2 protein-coding genes are annotated in these 588 nt (G+C 69.4%); one reads left to right on the top strand and one right to left on the bottom strand.

All coding sequences use genetic code 11. The annotated features are described in order from the left end of the window. A partial coding sequence (locus tag EKO23_RS24800; protein WP_425464418.1) for a hypothetical protein occupies positions 1-271 on the bottom strand: 271 nt, incomplete at its 3' end. Between the two features lie 136 nt (positions 272-407). On the opposite strand from EKO23_RS24800, the gene EKO23_RS24795 reads away from it, so the two are divergent. Further along, positions 408-588 (top strand): hypothetical protein (locus EKO23_RS24795; protein WP_217702815.1); only part of this gene is annotated, 181 nt, incomplete at its 3' end.

Genomic DNA, 588 nt, shown 5'->3' with positions numbered 1-588 from the left:
GCCACCGCGGCACGCGCCACCGCTCGAGACCATCGACCAGCGGAACGAGGATTGCGGCCAGCACCCCTGCGATCGCCAGCGGAATGGCCACCTCGGCCACCAGCGCGACTAGGAACAGAGCCAGGGCAAGGACGCAGGCGATCCCCAAAGCCAGCCAGGATCCGACGCCGAGTGTCCGGAACCAGGGCTGCGTCTCGAAGCCCGTGATCCCTCGCTGCGCCGCGGCCGCGACCCTCTGGTGGGTGGAAGCCCCGTCGTCAGCGCTCGCCACGTGAGCTCCTCGCGGTCGGGTCCTCAGGTGCACCGAGTCTGGCACAACGGTGACGCGGAACCGTGGAGACTCGACGGGGTCACCGCCGCACGTACGCCGAGTGCGAACGGATGGGTGCTCGGCATAATGGTTTGTCGTGGCGGACACTGCGGACGCACCCGAGAAGGTCCAGATCGACTGGATCCGAGCGATCGCGGGAGCGTTGGCCGCCGTGGCCTCGGCGGTGCTGCTGTCGACGCTCGGGGCGGCCGGGACCATCATCGGGGCTGCCATCGGCAGCTTCGTGGTGACCGTCGCGAGCACGATGTTCACCCAGG

The organism is Nocardioides guangzhouensis (assembly GCF_004519545.1).
Taxonomy (GTDB): domain Bacteria; phylum Actinomycetota; class Actinomycetes; order Propionibacteriales; family Nocardioidaceae; genus Nocardioides; species Nocardioides guangzhouensis.
Note: the sequence above shows the minus strand (reverse complement) of the source record. Positions and strands in the feature narration are given on the sequence as shown.